The 15,702-nt window shown below is 46.5% G+C and carries 11 protein-coding genes and 1 riboswitch; all 11 genes read right to left on the bottom strand.

Translation table 11 applies throughout. From position 1 onward, the window contains the following. Positions 1–7: 7 nt before the first annotated feature. Positions 8–113, bottom strand: a riboswitch (TPP riboswitch). Between the two features lie 4 nt (positions 114–117). Further along, on the bottom strand, positions 118–915 hold the full coding sequence (locus tag BXO87_RS04025) for an ABC transporter ATP-binding protein (protein WP_038457936.1): 798 nt from the start codon (positions 913–915) through the stop codon (positions 118–120). A gap of 128 nt (positions 916–1,043) precedes the next feature. Continuing rightward, positions 1,044–1,826, bottom strand: a complete 783-nt coding sequence (sigG, locus tag BXO87_RS04020) for an RNA polymerase sporulation sigma factor SigG (protein WP_003154420.1) — start codon at positions 1,824–1,826, stop codon at positions 1,044–1,046. A 140-nt stretch (positions 1,827–1,966) separates the two neighbouring features. Beyond that, on the bottom strand, positions 1,967–2,686 hold the full coding sequence (gene sigE, locus BXO87_RS04015; RefSeq protein WP_007409714.1) for an RNA polymerase sporulation sigma factor SigE: 720 nt from the start codon (positions 2,684–2,686) through the stop codon (positions 1,967–1,969). Between the two features lie 57 nt (positions 2,687–2,743). Further along, positions 2,744–3,673, bottom strand: coding sequence for a sigma-E processing peptidase SpoIIGA (spoIIGA, locus tag BXO87_RS04010; RefSeq protein WP_038457934.1), 930 nt, complete (start codon positions 3,671–3,673; stop codon positions 2,744–2,746). Positions 3,674–3,889: 216 nt separating this feature from the next. Beyond that, on the bottom strand, positions 3,890–8,185 hold the full coding sequence (locus tag BXO87_RS04005) for a S8 family peptidase (protein WP_038457932.1): 4,296 nt from the start codon (positions 8,183–8,185) through the stop codon (positions 3,890–3,892). Between the two features lie 272 nt (positions 8,186–8,457). After that, complete coding sequence (gene ftsZ, locus BXO87_RS04000) at positions 8,458–9,606, bottom strand: cell division protein FtsZ (RefSeq protein WP_003154424.1); 1,149 nt, start codon at positions 9,604–9,606, stop codon at positions 8,458–8,460. A gap of 35 nt (positions 9,607–9,641) precedes the next feature. Next, the gene (gene ftsA / locus BXO87_RS03995) at positions 9,642–10,955 is read right to left on the bottom strand and encodes a cell division protein FtsA (RefSeq protein WP_003154425.1); all 1,314 of its coding nucleotides are present in this window, start codon (positions 10,953–10,955) and stop codon (positions 9,642–9,644) included. 549 nt (positions 10,956–11,504) lie between these two features. Beyond that, entirely contained in the window at positions 11,505–12,293 is a 789-nt protein-coding gene (locus BXO87_RS03990; protein WP_038457930.1) for a cell division protein FtsQ/DivIB, read from the bottom strand. A 129-nt stretch (positions 12,294–12,422) separates the two neighbouring features. After that, positions 12,423–13,334, bottom strand: a complete 912-nt coding sequence (murB, locus tag BXO87_RS03985) for a UDP-N-acetylmuramate dehydrogenase (RefSeq protein ID WP_015388267.1) — start codon at positions 13,332–13,334, stop codon at positions 12,423–12,425. A gap of 25 nt (positions 13,335–13,359) precedes the next feature. Next, entirely contained in the window at positions 13,360–14,451 is a 1,092-nt protein-coding gene (gene murG / locus BXO87_RS03980; RefSeq protein WP_014417719.1) for an undecaprenyldiphospho-muramoylpentapeptide beta-N-acetylglucosaminyltransferase, read from the bottom strand. Positions 14,452–14,567: 116 nt separating this feature from the next. Then, entirely contained in the window at positions 14,568–15,668 is a 1,101-nt protein-coding gene (gene spoVE, locus BXO87_RS03975) for a stage V sporulation protein E (protein WP_003154430.1), read from the bottom strand. Positions 15,669–15,702: the final 34 nt, after the last annotated feature.

Genomic DNA, 15,702 nt, shown 5'->3' with positions numbered 1-15,702 from the left:
TCTTCCTCCGCTTTTTTCACCGCTTCCCTCCGCCGGCATGATCCGGATCAGGTCCGTTAAGGGTTGAGACAAACGTCTCTCTCAGCCGCATGGCAGCACCCCCAGGGTGAATTTATGTTATTTTACGGATGATGCCTCTTTTGCACGTGTTAAAAACGGGCGGCCATTGTTCCATAAGACATTGACAGGCATATCGAAAAACGCTGTAAGCCGCTCGTCAGAAAGCATGTCCCTGATTTTCCCGGAGTCGAACACCTCGCCCTTTTTTAAAAGCAGCGCCTGATCAAACACCGGCAGAATTTCTTCAGCGTGATGGGTGACATAAAGGATGGACGGCGCATTTTCTTTTTCGGCGATCGACGTAATCGTGTCCAGCAGCTGCTCCCTTGCCATAAAATCAAGACCCGTCACGGGTTCGTCCAAAATCAGCAGTTCCGGATCAGCCATAAGCGCCCGCGCAATCAGCGCTCTTTGTCTTTCCCCTTGTGATAATGTTTCATACCGTCTGTCGGCGTAACCGATGGCGCCCAAATCCTTCAGAAGACCGATCGCTTTTTCCCTTACCTGCTCACTCGGAGTTTCGTACAGCCCGATTGAGGCGTACGCGCCGCTGAGGGCGATTTCAAAAGCGGAGTCCGCGGCATATAATTTGTGCTGAAGACCTGCCGAAACAAGGCCGATTTTCCTTCTGAGCCTGTCACCGAGCTCTGTTTTGCCGAATTGATGGCCGAGCACCTGCATCTCTCCTGAAGTGGGGAAGTAATAAGAGCATAACATATTCAGCAAAGCCGTTTTTCCGGCTCCGTTTAATCCGTACAGCACCCAATTTTCGTTTTTCTCGACGCGCCAGTTAATATCTTTCAAAATCCATTTCCCGTTTCTTTTTAATGACACACTGTCCAGCTGTAAAATCATTGCAGTTTCCCCCGTTTGCTTTGTTTAAATTTTCTAAAAACTTTTACACATTAGAATACATTACTTTTTTGCAAACGTAAACCATCGCACGAAAAAAGCCTTTAAACAAGGTTTAAAGGCTTTTTCCGTTATTGATGGATATTCTTATTCATTTGTTTAATGGCTGCCTTTTCAAGCCTGGAGACCTGAGCTTGGGATATGCCGATTTCTTCAGCGACTTCCATTTGGGTTTTCCCTTGGAAAAAGCGCTTTCGCAAAATCATTTTTTCCCGTTCGTTCAGTCTTCTCATGCCTTCTTTCAGAGCCAGCTCCTCAATCCATTGTGTATCCTTGTTGCGCTCATCGCTGATCTGGTCCATCACGTAAATCGGATCGCCGCCGTCATTATAAATCGGCTCAAACAGTGAAACCGGATCCTGGATGGCGTCAAGGGCAAACACAATTTCTTCATGGGGCACTTCAAGAACTTTGGCGATTTCCTCTGCTGTCGGCTCCCTGCTTGTCTCACTGATTAACCGCTCTCTTACTTGAAGCGCTTTATATGCGATATCGCGAAGCGACCTCGAGACGCGGATCGGATTGTTATCCCGCAAATATCTGCGGATTTCTCCGATGATCATCGGTACAGCGTATGTTGAAAACTTAACATTATGGCTTAGGTCAAAATTATCAATGGATTTCATTAGTCCGATGCAGCCGACCTGAAATAAGTCATCAACATACTCTCCTCTGTTGTTAAACCTCTGAATGACGCTTAAGACAAGGCGCAGATTGCCGTTTACAAGCTTTTCCCTCGCTGAATCATCGCCCTCATCCTGTAATTGCCTAAACAGCTTTCTCATCTCTTCATTCTTGAGCACCGGTAATTTGGAGGTATCCACCCCGCAAATTTCGACTTTATTTCTTGACACGTTTTTCCCTCCCACTAGGAGCTGCTGTACAACGTTAAGTATCTCCTCGGGTGGGAAAAATATGCACCGCCATTTTACAGAAATAAACATCCGGTTGCGGCAATCCTTGCAGCAGTAAGGGCTGTAAGATGGAAAAAATTTTACACCATTTTGTTAAACTCTTTTCTCAGTCTTTTGATAATCCGCTTTTCGAGCCGGGAGATATAAGATTGTGAAATCCCCATCATGTCGGCTACATCTTTTTGTGTTTTTTCTTCTTCTCCGACAAGCCCGAAACGCAGTTCCATAATCTGCTTTTCTCTTTCGTTTAATTGCTCAAGCGCTTTTTTCAAAAGTTTTTTATCCACATTGGCTTCAATGTCTTTTGTAATAATATCATCATCTGTGCCGAGCACATCCGAAAGCAGCAGCTCGTTTCCGTCCCAATCAATATTCAGCGGTTCATCAAAGGACACCTCTGAACGGATTTTATTGTTTCGGCGCAAGTACATTAAAATTTCGTTTTCGATACATCGCGACGCGTAGGTGGCGAGTTTGATTTTCTTTTCCGGATTAAAAGTGTTTACCGCTTTGATCAAACCGATGGTGCCGATGCTGATTAAGTCCTCGATATTGATGCCGGTATTTTCGAATTTGCGGGCAATGTAAACGACAAGACGTAAGTTTCTCTCAATCAGAATGGCCCGCGCCGCCTGATCCCCGCTCGGCAGCTTTAATAAGAGCACCTGCTCCTCTTCTTTAGACAAAGGCGGCGGCAGCGCCTCGCTTCCTCCTATGTAATACACTTCATCGCTTTTCAGTCCGAGTTTCATCAGCCATTTATACCACAAATATGTCAGACGCAGCTTAAGTTTTTTCATCTTCCTCCCCCTTCTAAATACAACGCGTTTTGAGTATGATGAATAACAGACTTTTCGTCAGGAAACATGTTTTACAGCCTTCCCTGTCAGCATCTTCGGATGAACGATTCCGTCAAATTCACAGTCCGCGGATAATGGTTTCGTGCTGATGCCGATCAGGCATTTTTCACAAGCGATCATTTCGTCTTTTGTTAAAATCGTGACGTAATCCGGCTTTAAACAGAGTAAAAATTGATTGTCCTGGCCGACGCCCCTGTATGGAATCAGCCTCAGCTTATCCGCATGGCGGAACGAATCATCAAGCCGCTCTATCACTTCAAGCGGACTGGCGGATTTGATGAGGTCCGTTTCCTTTTCGCTGAGAATCGGAGCGAATTTGTCAATGTGAAGGATCATGACCGGCGTTTTCGTCAGCGGATCATACAGCTGATTCCCGGAATCCACCAGCCCTTTCGCGCGGATTGTCTGTCCGCTGAATTCCGCCTGCACCATGACAAGTTCATCGTACTGAATGGACTTCGTCTCGATGTCTTCAATTCTCTTTTTCGAGAAAAACCATATGGCCGGAAATCCGATAACTACAAACATCCAGCTGATCGGGTCGCCGAATCCGGTCTGGCTTGTGACCATTACGCCTTGCTGCACAATTGATTCTGTCTGCAGCAGGGAATGTACGCCGATCATTCCTCCGCCGACGAGAAAAGTCGCGAAATAAAAGGCGAACAAATTTTGAAAAAAGTATCGGAACCGTTTAAAGCCAAAAGCCGCAAGCACGATGACTACTGAAAACGCCATTTTTCCCGCCGGATGCTCCACAAAGGGAGAAACAGGCGTAAACATCAGAAGCACAATGGCTGACCCGATGAAACCGCCGGCGGCCACTCTTCTTTTTTTCACCTGGCGTTTTAAAATAAAGGCGGTCAATAAAAGCAAAAGAGAATCAAAACAAAAGTTCAACAGCCAAATGACATCCAGATAGATTTTCACATCTGACCCCTTTCCTCTTTTGTCTTACATATCTGTTTCTCTCTCTTGTTTCATAAGTATAAAGCAAGCTCTGTGGGAAAGTCTGTCAATTAATGTTGAGGGTAAAGTACAATTTTTAAGGGATAACCGTTTTATTTGTCGAGGGCCGAAAGGGTTGCTTTCCTATTGTCCGCTTCAACTAAAAAAGCGCTGCCGTGATCTGGCAGCGCTCTGTTTTTACTCATTGATATAAAGTTTTCCTTTAGCCGTCTGTCTCGTTTCATTTCCGTAGTCATCTCTAGCGATAACGTCAATTTTTGCTCCGCTTGCTTTGACGGAAGAAGTCGCCGTCCAGTAACCCTCATATCGTCCCGGAGAAATTTCTCTCAGCGGAAGCTCTGTTGCGTTTTGGCTCCCTGCCCGGGCGTTTGTCAGAGGCAGACGGATAACGAAGGAAGCGTCTAATTTCTTTCCGCTTGAAAAAGCGATTTTCACTGATTCTCCGGCTTTTAATTCCTTATCCGCTCCGGGAACCAATCCGGAAATGACGGGAGCATTGTAATTGACATCGATCACCGTCTTTTTCGTTGTTTTGTTACCCGCTTCATCTGAGGCCGTGACCTTGATCTCATTGCTGCCGTTTTCCAGGAGGGTTCTCGCTTGATAAGAACCGTTATTTACTTCAGCTTTTTTTCCGTTCACCTTTACCCATTTTAAATGGGCGTCGTGCACTTTTCCTTTTACGGTCACTGTTTCTTTATTTGTTTTATCACCGTTTGCCGGACTGTCAATCGTCACATCCGGCTTATCCTCATCCAGTATGACCGTGACAGGGCGTGACTCATCGGTTGACCCGCTGTCTGTCACAGATGCTGCCGTCAGCCGATTGGCATCTTTAGTGAGTGTGACGCCGGCCTGGAAATTGCCGTCTGCATCTGCTTTCGTTTCTGCGGCGGTTTTACCGTTATTGGTAAGACGGACAGCGGTTTTTGGTGAAGCCGTTCCTTTCACCGTGATTGACTTCTTGTTTGTAAATGACCGGTCTTCAGGCGACGTTATGTCAGGCACAGAAGCTTCGTAGTCGACCAAAGCCCTGATCATAAAGTTTCCGTCTGATTTATCGGTTTTAGACCAGCGGCCGTCGAGGTATTGCCAGTTTCTGTTCGAGTACGGACTGCCGTCATCAGATGACAGGGCAGGTGTATAAGGGTCAGGTTTCGTCTGGCGGAACACAAGATAAAAATCCTTTCCGACCGCGATTCCTTTTGAGCTGAGATCCACTTTGGTCCATTCTCCGTTTCGAAGCGCTTCAGCTTGGAACGGGCCGGCAATTTTGCTGCCCGGAGCTCCATCAGGGCCGGATGCATCATATACTTCTGCTTGAAATTCGGTACCTCCCGGATCAGGCCAGTCTGCGCCCCAAAATTTAAAAAGGCCTCCCGTCAGCATACCGTGTCCTTTTCCGTCTTTAAGCGTCATCTTAACGGCAGATTTGCTGCCGGCTTTAAAATATGACAGCGCGGCTTCTTCCGTCCCGTTATCATAGGCAATTTCCCCTTCATAACCGATATACGGCTTAAGCTTGACGTTTTTTTCAGCATCCCCTTTGATGTCAACAGAAAATTCGCTATTGTAATAGCCTTTTGCCGCTACTTTGATTGTGTAGGAGCCTTCGTACGCCTTAAGCGAATATTCCCCTTTATCGTTTGTCACCGCCGGTTCAATTGCGGCATCCTCGACCACATAAAGCGCAGCCCCTTTTACCGGTTTGCCTGTTGACTGATTGGTGATGGTTCCTTTTAGCGTGCCGGACGGCATTTGCTCCAGTGTAAAGTCTGCCTGTGCGGTTTTGTCTGATTGAATAGAAACTTGTTTCGAAGCGGACTTAAATCCGTAAGCCTCTGCTTTCAGCGTATAGCTTCCCGCCTTATGCGACAGGCTGTAGCTTCCGCTTGCAGGGTCGGAATATACGGATTTCCCCGTCTCGGCGACACTGATTTGCGCTCTGAGAGGCAGGAGGTTTGTTTCACGTTTTACTCTTTTTCCGGGTGATTTCACTGCCGGTTTGGCCTGTTTCGGACTGACAGCTTTTTTCTTCAGGTGGCCGGGAGGTGTTTGCCTATTGTGCTTACTTTTTTTAGCCGCCTTGCCGAGAGAGCTGCTTGAAAGCCGGACATCATCGATATACCATCCGTCTTCATTCAGTACTTCGTCTGACTGCATATTAAACATGAGCTTTATGTTTTGGCCTTTATACGCAGATAAATCTGCCTCTTCATCGTTCCATCCTGCGGAGTCACCATTGTAAACGGCCGCCTGCTCCCAATTTGATTTTCCTTCCGGAAGAACGAACACATACCCGTAATCAAAAAATTCTTCGAGCTTGTGCCAGCTTTTAAATTGCAAAAACAGCCGTCCTGTTTCCGGAACTTGAATCGGAGGCATCACCAAATTCATGTTGGCTGAATCGGCATAAGGGCCGGACAGATTCGTCGCATACACTTTATCTCCGGAAAATGCGGCGCCGGGCCCTGAACCCGGGATCCCCCATTCCCATTGGTCATGTGTCCCGTAACTGGACCAGCCCGCCGGCTGTGATTCAAAATCCTCTTTGTATCCCGCCGTAATGCTCGGTTTCACGTCAGCCCGGTACGTATCAGATTCTACAGAGTGACCTCCGAAATCTTTTATGGTCCATTTATAACTTATCTTGCTTCCCGTTACATCCGGAATTTCCGCCTGGTATGTTCCCTTTTTTTCATCACCGCTTTTTTGAACGGCGGCTGTCGTTTTCCGCTCTCCTTCATCAAACTGATAGGAAAGGATGACTTCAGTTACGCTTACATCGTCTTCTGCTGTAACCGTCAACGGAAGGTTTGCCCCTTTGTAAGCCACTGAGACCGGTTCATGATGAAAGCTGGGCGGATTGTGATCTTCGCCCGCAGAAGAGACCTTGCCTTCTACGCTCCCGATTCCGTCCGTTACGGCAGAAACGGCATCAAAAGCGTTAACGAGACCGTGGCCGTAACCGTTATTCGGTGATTCCGGAAAAACGGAATCTGTCAGCTTTTCCGCGGTGCGCGTCAAAACGTCTTCCATTTCATCGACCGTAATAGAGGCGTTCGCCTGCCTTAACAAAGCCGCCGTCGCCGCCACATGCGGCCCGGCCATTGAAGTTCCGTCCCAGCCGCCTTCGTATGTTCCTCCAGGAATCGAAGAACGGATATTCACTCCCGGAGCCGAAATGTCCGGTTTTGTTTCATTATACGGTGAGGGGCCTTGAAGTGAGAAATCAGCGAGTTTCTTGTCGATGTCAGTCGCACCTGTCGCAAATGCTTCAGGATAATTGGCCGGATTTGCAATTGAACCCGGTCCTCCCGGTGTAAATAAGTCTTCATTTCCCGCAGAGAATTCCGGAAAAATCCCTGCCGCTCTCCACGCATTCACCATATCGCGGTACCACTCGTCCATTCCCGAACCGCCTGCCCAGGAATTATTAACAACATCCGGCGCCATCTCGGGATGCGGCGTGCCGTTTTTATCTTTAGGCGCGAGCACCCATTCACCGGCATCCAAAATATCGGCATCGGTTCCTCCGTCATCTGAAAATGCTTTTACTGCGATCCATTTCGCCCCCGGAGCCACACCGATTTGATTTGAGCCGTCAGGTTCTGAACCCGTCATGGTCCCTGTTACATGAGTGCCGTGTTCAAGATCATCGTAGGGAGCGTCTTTATGGGACACGGCATCATACCAGTTCATTTCATGATTCGGCGCTGCGGGATTTTCAGGATCGTAACCCCGGTATTTTTCCTTAAGCGCCGGATGATCCCACTGAACTCCCGTATCAATGGAGGCGACAACCGTGCCGGTTCCGTCGTATCCTGAGGCCCAGGCCTGCGGCGCATCAATTTGGCTGATATTCCATTCGATGCCTTCCTTTGCTTTGATCTCTTTTTGTTTTTTCTTCATTTGAAAAGGAGCTTTTGATTGTCGTTGAGTAAGCTGACGTTTTTCATTCGGAAGAACTTTTTCTACTTCAGGAAATGAGGCGGCTTTTTCCATTACCTCTTTCGAAGCAGTGACTGCCATTCCGTTGACAATATAATAGGAATGGATGTGATCAGCCTTGCCTTTCTTTTTTTGTTTTTCCAAATATGTTTTCAGATTCTGCTGCGCTTCATGAGCCGCCAGTTTTAAAGAAGAAACGACGGCTGACCGCTTTTGATATTCGGTTTTTGCTGCGGAAAGCGATTGAGACTTGGCGTTTTTTTCTGCTTCTTTGACCGCTTTTTTCGTATTGGCTTTCTCTTTAAATTTGATAAGAAACGTGACTTTATCATTTTTTTCAAAACGCTTCTTGACTGAATCGGAAATCTTATGCTGAATGCTCTTAGAGGAAGAAAGATCTTTGGTGAAAGAAACTGCTCCCGGTGTGCTGTTCGCTCCGGCTGCACCCGGAAACAACAGGGAACTGACGACAATCGCGCTTAAAACGGAGCCTGTCCATCTGTTTCTCGTTTTTTTCTTCAATCGTATCCCCCCTTATTTGGTAACGCCCTATAAAATGTGTATCCCTCCTTCATAATTGGAATCGTTTGTCATTTTCGATGCTGTACGTTAAATGTAGACAATCTTCCATCCAGATATTGTCACATTCTGTAGAAAACCGTATGAAACTAAAAAACAATCAATTCGTCATAGGTATAAAGTTGCTTTTTTCACTGTGTAGATTACGGGGATAGGAAGGAAGACTGTGCACAAAAGAAAAAGGACAAAACCATGTGGTCTTGTCCTTTTTTACATCAGCCGCGTTTGTTGCGGTTTCTTAAAAATGTAGGAATGTCGAGGGCATCATCCGCCGGCTGTGATGTATGGCGGTTCACCGTGTTTTGATGCTGTGTTTCTTCTCGTTTCGGCTCACGTTTCGCAGCGTTTTGGCTTTGAGACTTCAATCCTTGGTTTAAAGTCGGACGCTGCGGTTTTGAGTCATCTTTTTCCTGTTCGATAAAACCGGTCGCAATAACGGTGACGACGATTTCATCTTTCAGATTTTCATTGATAACTGATCCGAAAATCATGTTGACATCAGGGTCAGATGCAGAAGCGACGATGTCGGCTGCTTCCTGCACTTCGTAGAGGCTAAGGTTTGTACCTCCCGTAATGTTCATCAAAACACCTTGCGCTCCGTCGATTGCCGCTTCCAGTAACGGACTGGAGATCGCCTTTTTGGCGGCTTCAGCAGCACGGCTTTCGCCCGTAGCGATCCCGATACCCATCAATGCTGAACCTTTGTTGGACATGATGGTTTTGACATCGGCAAAGTCCAAGTTGATTAAACCAGGCGTCGCGATGAGGTCAGAGATACCTTGCACCCCTTGGCGAAGCACATTATCAGCTTCACGGAATGCTTCAAGCATCGGTGTGTTTTTATCGACAATTTCAAGAATGCGGTCATTCGGAATAACGATCAGTGTGTCAACGGCTTCTTTCATTGCCGTGATACCGCCTGCAGCCTGCAGCTGGCGTTTTCTTCCTTCAAATGTAAACGGTCTTGTTACGACACCGACAGTCAAAGCGCCTAAGTCCTTTGCGATTTGCGCGATAACCGGTGCGGCTCCCGTTCCGGTACCGCCTCCCATTCCGGCTGTAACGAACACCATGTCAGCGCCTTTCAGCGCTTCTTCGATTTGTTCCTTACTTTCTTCAGCGGCTTTTTTGCCGACTTCCGGATTCGCTCCCGCTCCGAGACCGCGGGTCAGCTTTTCCCCGATCTGCATTTTCACTTCCGCTTTTGACAGGTTAAGAGCTTGCGCGTCCGTGTTTACCGCAATGTACTCTACACCCTGTACTTCATTTTCAATCATTCGGTTGACCGCGTTATTACCGCCGCCTCCTACTCCGATTACTTTAATTGATGCTAAGCCGTCTATGTTTGTTTCGAAATCCAACATGCTAAATCCTCCTAATCTGCCGAATGACTATCAATCTATTCCCAAAACATGCTTAATAGTTTTTTCATTTTGCTCGGTTTGTTGTGTTCGGCTTGTGTTTTTTGTTTTGCTTTTGGACGCTGCTGCGCCTCTGGCCGCTGATGATGTTCTTCTTCGTGAGAGACCGCGATTTCCTGCACGGCTTCTTCCGGCATATGAAAGCCTATTTTTCTTCCCTGAATTCTGGCATTTCGGCAGGCAAATTGTATCAAGCCGACACCCGTCATATACTGAGGGTCTCTTACACCGATATAATTCGGGCTTGCGACCCTTACATTGTGCCTCAGCACTTCCTGTGCCAATGAAAGCACTCCGGGCATTGCGGCCTGTCCGCCGGTCAGCACAAAGCCGCCGGGCAGATCTGTAATTCCCATATGCTCAATTTCGGCTGCGGCAATCTCAAGAATCTCTTCCACTCTTGCTTCAATAATATTGGCAATTTCCTGCTGTGTAAAAGATTGCTTTTGATTCGTTCCTATGACGGTGACTTCAAATACTTCATCTTCTGAAGCCTCATCGTAGAATGCATGTCCGAATTGTTTTTTTACTCTTTCAGCCTCTTCGGTGGAAGTGCGCAATCCGATCGATACATCTTTCGTGATGTTTTCGCCTCCGAGCGGAATGACGGCTGTCTCCTTCAGGTGCCCCTGTTCAAATACCGCCACCGTCGTCGAGCCGCCGCCGATATCAATCATGGCGACTCCGAGGTTTTTTTCGTCTTTTGACAAAGCCGCCGAACCGGCCGCAAGCGGCTGCAGGCAGATATCAGTAATTTCAACGCCCGCTCTCTCCACACAGCGAAGTAAATTATGTAAGATCGTTTTGGAGCCGGTAATCAGCGTGCCTTCTACTTCCAGGCGCACGCCGAGCATTTTTTTCGGATCGGTAATTTCGTCTCTTCCGTCAACAATAAACTGTTTCGGAACGACGTCAACGATCAGCTGCTCATGCGGAACTGACACGACCTGTGCCGCTTCCATTACCCTGCGGACGTCTTCAACGTGAATTTCTTTGTTTTCACTGGAAACAGCGACAACGCCGTTCGTATCTTGAATATGAATATAATTTCCATTAACGCCGACAATGGCTTTTTTCAGCGGAAAACCTACCATTCTTTCAGCTTGGTCAAACGCTTTTCTTATAGAATGAACGGTTTCATCTATATCAACGATTGAGCCTTTTTTCAACCCTTCAGACGGTACATTTCCCACTCCGATAATGTTAAGGGAATCATCTGTCATTTCTCCGACGATCACTTTTGTATTGGACGTACCGATGTCAAGACTGACGTAAAGTTCATTGTTGTTCATTCTATGGCACCTCCTCACATTTCGATCAAATTCTATTCTATTATTTGCGGAACAACAATACAATGAATGTGGCTTTACAAGTGTGTAACAAAAACAACAGCATCAACAAATTCTTATCTGATTTCTCACAATTTATGTTTAATGAAACTATTCGTTATATTCTATGTATATCCTCTTTTATATCGCATTTTTTTTATTTTTTTTAGAGACGGCCCACCTTACCGTAAGATTTCTTGTCACGGTGTCATACTGTGCAATCCAGATGCAAATATATCCGCTTTCCCTTAGTCTACACTAAGATGAACCTCCAGAAAAGCTATAGATATTGCCAGAAACATCCGAAAAAAGAAGAAACAGGAGGAAAATTCCAAATGCAGTGCTCACTGCAGAAGACACGCCCATTGCATTGAGAATTTTCCGCTTGTCCGGCAGCCATATCCCGGGCAAAAACAAACATAGTCATAATGATTCCGCTATCGGTTATATCGGCTGCCCCGCTGATTGTAATAGATTCTTTTGAACCGCCTTTAAATTAGTTCTTTAGAACTATTAATCATTTTCTTTTTTCTTGCCGGATTTACCTTTGTTAAATTCTTCAAAATACGTAGCGACTTCTAAGTGGATAATCCCCTTTTTCCCGCCATCCAGCTGGGAAACGATAGAAGGATAGGTCTTCATCCGGCCGGCAAACGTTTTAATAGAAGCGGTAACTACATACCCGTCGTTCATATACAGCTTGATCCGGTCCTGATCCATTTTTACCGGTGTATAATAGATTTCAGAAATCGACTGCTTAAGCGAACCGGAAAGCTTATCAAGCTGCTCCGCCATTTTGACCCGCTTTTTCGCGTTTCTCCAGTCAACCAAAATCGGGCCCGCGTCATCCGGCGTGACTTCGTTCGGCAGCACAGTGCCGTTTTCGAGCACTTCATAATACACATCATGTCGCTGCAGATACGCGATCGTCTTGTATTCTTCAATGTGAATGCTGACTTTGTTAGGAAATACTTTTGAAAGTTCCGCCTTTTTCACCAGCTTATTCTGCTCAATCTTTTCTTCTGTTTTTTTCTTGTTCAGACTCCAGAACTCGGTTTGTCCGTTATGTATATCAGAAAGCGCGTTGATCTCTTTTACAGACACGTTTTCGTTTCCGGAAACGGTGACAGAAGACACTTTGCTGATCGGCATCTGCAAGTACACGATGATCAGCACCATCATAAAAAAGAGCACAATGAATGAAATCAGCCGGCGGTTTGCTTTTTGTTTCCGCTGCTCTTTGATTTTCGGAATCCGCTCTTCAATATTTACGATTTTTTCTCTTTCATGATTTGGGTTCACTGCCTGTCCACCTCACTAAGAATGAAACAGCTTGACATTCGTCTGATTGAAAAAACAAACGGCATGCTGTGATGCCGTTTGACATTTGTTAAAAGTATATCACATGAGCTCATGTAATCAGAGAACCTTTTAACGATTCCCTCCGATGATTTCAACTTCTGTATGCATGTCAACATCATACTGCTCACGGATTGTCTTTTTCACATATTCAATCAGGTCAAGAACGTCCTTGGCAGTCGCTCCGCCGGCATTGACGATAAAATTCCCGTGCATTTCGGACACTTTTGCTCCGCCGATCTGATGTCCTTTTAATCCCGCTTTTTCAACGAGGTTTCCGGCATGATTCGGCAGCGGATTTCTGAATATGCTTCCGGCGCATGGGCTCGAATACGGCTGCGTATTTTTTCTGTAATCTTTGTTCTGCTGCATTTGCGCCGTAATGGCTTCCCGTTCCTTCTGCTCAAGCTGAAGAACTGCCTCAAGACAGACACCGGGGCGTTTTTTCTGTAAAACAGACGTTCTGTAGCTGAAATCCATCTCTTCGTTCGTCAGCCATTCGATTGTGCCGTCTTCAAATAAGATACGGGCTTTCACAAGAATCTCACTCATATCAGATCCGTGCGCCCCGGCATTCATATAGACGGCTCCGCCGATTGATCCGGGAATGCCCGCTGCAAATTCGAGACCGGACATTCCTTTTTTACTCATGGAAGTCGCAAGCCGGACGACCGAATAGCCGCCTCCGACCGTCACCTGATCGCCGTCAATCTCCAAATGATCCAGACCCGCGCCCAGTTTGATGACAACTCCTCTTATGCCTTCATCAAGCACGAGCAGATTTGAACCGCGGCCGATAACCGTCCATGGCAGATCATGTTTTTTCACAATATCCATAATATCTTTGACCGCTTCCACACGGTTGGGGATGATCAAAATGTCCGCCGGACCGCCGATTTTCATCGTTGTATGGTTCGCGAGCGGTTCTTGTTCCAGCACTTTGCCGACTTCGCGGTCTCTTAATTCCTGAATTACGTTCTCCATCATAAACCTCCGCATTCCATTTGCTCTATTTTTTTATGTCTTCCATGATACTGTACAGTCTGGCTGCCGCATCCGGAACACCGAGTGATTTTGTCCGCTCACTCATGTCTTTTAAGGTTTCTTCATTCATGACGATTTTGTCCAGCGCAGCGATCAGTTTTTCTCCGCTGAGCTCGGTTTCCTTCAGTACGATTGCAGCGTCATGCTGGCTGAGCGCCTTCGCATTGACTTCCTGGTGATTGGCTGTCACATACGGGCTCGGAATAAGCACGCTCGGAATGCCGAGAGCGGTGATCTCCGCAATCGTCGTCGCTCCGGCTCTGGCCACAATGACATCAATTGATTGTAAGTACTCCGGCATTTGGTGCAAAAACGGTTTTGTCACCATATTATCAGCGGCTTTTCCGCCTTTCAGCTCAGCCGTTACCTTCTCGTAATGCACTTCCCCGGTAATATAAAGCACTTGGTAAGGTCTCGTTTTCAATTCTTCCTGCATATCTATAACGGCACGGTTAATGGGAGCCGCGCCTCTGCTTCCGCCGAAAATGAGCACCGTTTTTTGATTGTCTTTCAGCCCGAACTCAGTTAACGAGCGGCCTGTCTTAATTGAGACGACTTCAGAGGCTCTCGGGTTTCCCGTAAACACAACTTTTTCAGCAGGAAAATGCGATTTTGCCTCTTCAAAGCAAATTGCCACCTTATTAACATATTTCGAGAGAAACTTATTTGTGATGCCGGGCAGGCTGTTTTGCTCATGAATGATCGTCGGAATTCCCATTTTTGCTGCGGCGTATACGACCGGACCGCATACATAGCCGCCTGTACCGATAACGGCATCTGGTTTAAACTCTTTTAAATATGATTTGCTTTTCGTCACGCCTTTTAAGAAACGCATGACGGTTTTTACATTTTCAAAAGAAAGTTTTCGTTTGAAACCTGTAATTTCAATGGCGCGGAACGGGATATTTTCCCGTTCAACAATTTTTTTCTCAAGACCGTTCTCTGTTCCGATATACAAAAATTCCACATCCGGATGCCGGCGCTGAACTTCTTTAATAAAGGCCAGGGCCGGATAAATATGTCCTCCGGTTCCGCCTCCGCTTACTGCAATACGCATTCGTATGTCCCCCTTAATCACATAGCGATAACCCTGTTTTTTAGGACAGGGTTATTGATGTTGTCTGTTTTTTTATAGATAACGAATAAATCATGAGTGATGAGGCAAGATACAGATCAATACCTCGAGTACCGGCTGACATTTAAAAGCACGCCGACCGCTGCGAGCATCAGCGTCAGTGATGAGCCTCCGTAGCTTAAAAACGGCAGCGTAATTCCTGTTACCGGGATCAGCCCCGTCACAACGCCGATATTAATCATGACTTGAATAGCTATCATAGAAATAATACCGATGGCGACAAAGCTTCCGTATAAATCCGGCGCGCCGAGGGCAATCCTGACGCCCCGCCATAATAAAATACTGAACAGCAGCAATATGAGCGAACCGCCGATAAAGCCGAGTTCCTCAGATAAAATAGCAAAAATGAAATCGGTTTGCGGCTCCGGCAGGTAAAAAAACTTTTGCCGGCTTTGGCCGAGCCCCATCCCGAACAGTCCGCCCGGACCTACGGCATAGAGCGACTGAATGATCTGAAATCCGCTTCCAAGCGGATCCTCCCACGGATTTAAGTAAGAGGTAATCCGTTTAATCCGATAAGGAGCGGACAGAACAAGCGCCGCAAATCCGCTTAAACCGATGAGTCCGAGGAACGCAAAATGAGCAATTCGCGCACCGGATACAAAAATCATCACGATGCACGTGCCCACCATTACCGTCCCTGTTCCCAGGTCCGGCTGGCACATAATAATAATAAATGCAGAAAACACGATTCCGAGCGCGGGAACGAATCCGCGTCTGAATGACGTAATATTCTTCTGTTTTTCAGAAAGAAATTTAGCCAGAAACGCAATCATCGCGAGTTTCATAAACTCCGAAGGCTGAATGCTGAACGCTCCCACTCCGATCCAGCTTCTTGAACCGTTCCGCACCATTCCGACTCCCGGAATCAGCACAAGCACAAGCAGAAAAAAACAAATGATCAGAAGCAGCTTCGACCATGTGCGCCATGTCCAATAATCCACATTCATAATGAAAAACATGGCAATGACGCCGATCCCCGCAAACAGCAGCTGCCGTTTCGCGAAGAAAAACGAGTCGTCAAATTTATAATCCGCCCATACCGCACTTGCACTGTAGACCATAATTAATCCTATTGTTAAAAGCAATAACGTAATGATAACTAATAACAAATCAGGCGCTGTTTTTTTAGTAGTCAAAGCAATCGACACCCCAAGCATAAGTCATTTAGGG

The sequence above is a fragment of the Bacillus sp. GZB genome (genome assembly GCF_001975995.1).
Classification (GTDB): domain Bacteria; phylum Bacillota; class Bacilli; order Bacillales; family Bacillaceae; genus Bacillus; species Bacillus velezensis.
Note: the sequence above shows the minus strand (reverse complement) of the source record. Positions and strands in the feature narration are given on the sequence as shown.

Bases quoted from the DNA above. Each gene is read 5' to 3' on its own strand.
- ftsZ (WP_003154424.1), bottom strand. From the start codon at position 9,606: ATGTTGGATTTCGAAACAAACATAGACGGCTTAGCATCAATTAAAGTA.
- murB (WP_015388267.1), bottom strand. From the start codon at position 13,334: ATGGAGAACGTAATTCAGGAATTAAGAGACCGCGAAGTCGGCAAAGTG.
- sigE (WP_007409714.1), bottom strand. From the start codon at position 2,686: ATGAAAAAACTTAAGCTGCGTCTGACATATTTGTGGTATAAATGGCTG.
- ftsA (WP_003154425.1), bottom strand. From the start codon at position 10,955: ATGAACAACAATGAACTTTACGTCAGTCTTGACATCGGTACGTCCAAT.
- murG (WP_014417719.1), bottom strand. From the start codon at position 14,451: ATGCGTATTGCAGTAAGCGGAGGCGGAACCGGAGGACATATTTATCCG.
- BXO87_RS04025 (WP_038457936.1), bottom strand. From the start codon at position 915: ATGATTTTACAGCTGGACAGTGTGTCATTAAAAAGAAACGGGAAATGG.